The 512-nt window shown below is 70.1% G+C and carries 1 protein-coding gene; it reads right to left on the reverse strand.

Annotation, left to right across the window (positions count from 1 at the left end; genetic code table 11):
- The coding region (locus A612_RS03020; RefSeq protein WP_040435786.1) for a hypothetical protein at nt 1-512 on the reverse strand (512 nt) is incomplete at both ends.

The raw sequence follows: 512 nt of genomic DNA on the forward strand, positions 1-512 counted from the left end.
GCGGGCGCGGGCACCTCGTCCGGGACGAGGGCGATGTCCAGCACTTCCGATTCCTGCGGCGCCTGCGCCGGCGCGCGCCCCATCAGGCTGCGCAGTTCGCCATGTTCCTCGTCATAGACGAACAGCTTGCGCGCCAGCGCGCGCTGGTAGCCCAGCATGTCGATCAGGAAACCCAGGGCGCCCAGGCTGTTGCCGATGCGCTCGAACACCGCCGGTTGCGCCTCGGCCGCGATCCCGCCCTGCATCAGCGTCTCCACCAGCTCGCGCATGCGCGCCACCGCCAGGGAGGCCTGGTCCAGGCCCAGCACCGAGAGCACGCCGCGCATCTGCTGCAGCTTCGGCGGCACACTGCCCAGCAGCGTGTCGTTGCCGGGGTCGCGGAAATACTGGTCCATGCAGTTTTCCACATCCGCCAGGCTCGCGCGCAGCTCGTCCACCACGCTGCCCATGGTCTGGTGGTCACTGACGCGGCGGTACAGCTCCTCCATCCAGGGCTCGAGCGGCTGGGGGGG

It is taken from the genome of Melaminivora alkalimesophila (assembly GCF_000282995.1).
GTDB lineage: Bacteria > Pseudomonadota > Gammaproteobacteria > Burkholderiales > Burkholderiaceae_C > Melaminivora > Melaminivora alkalimesophila.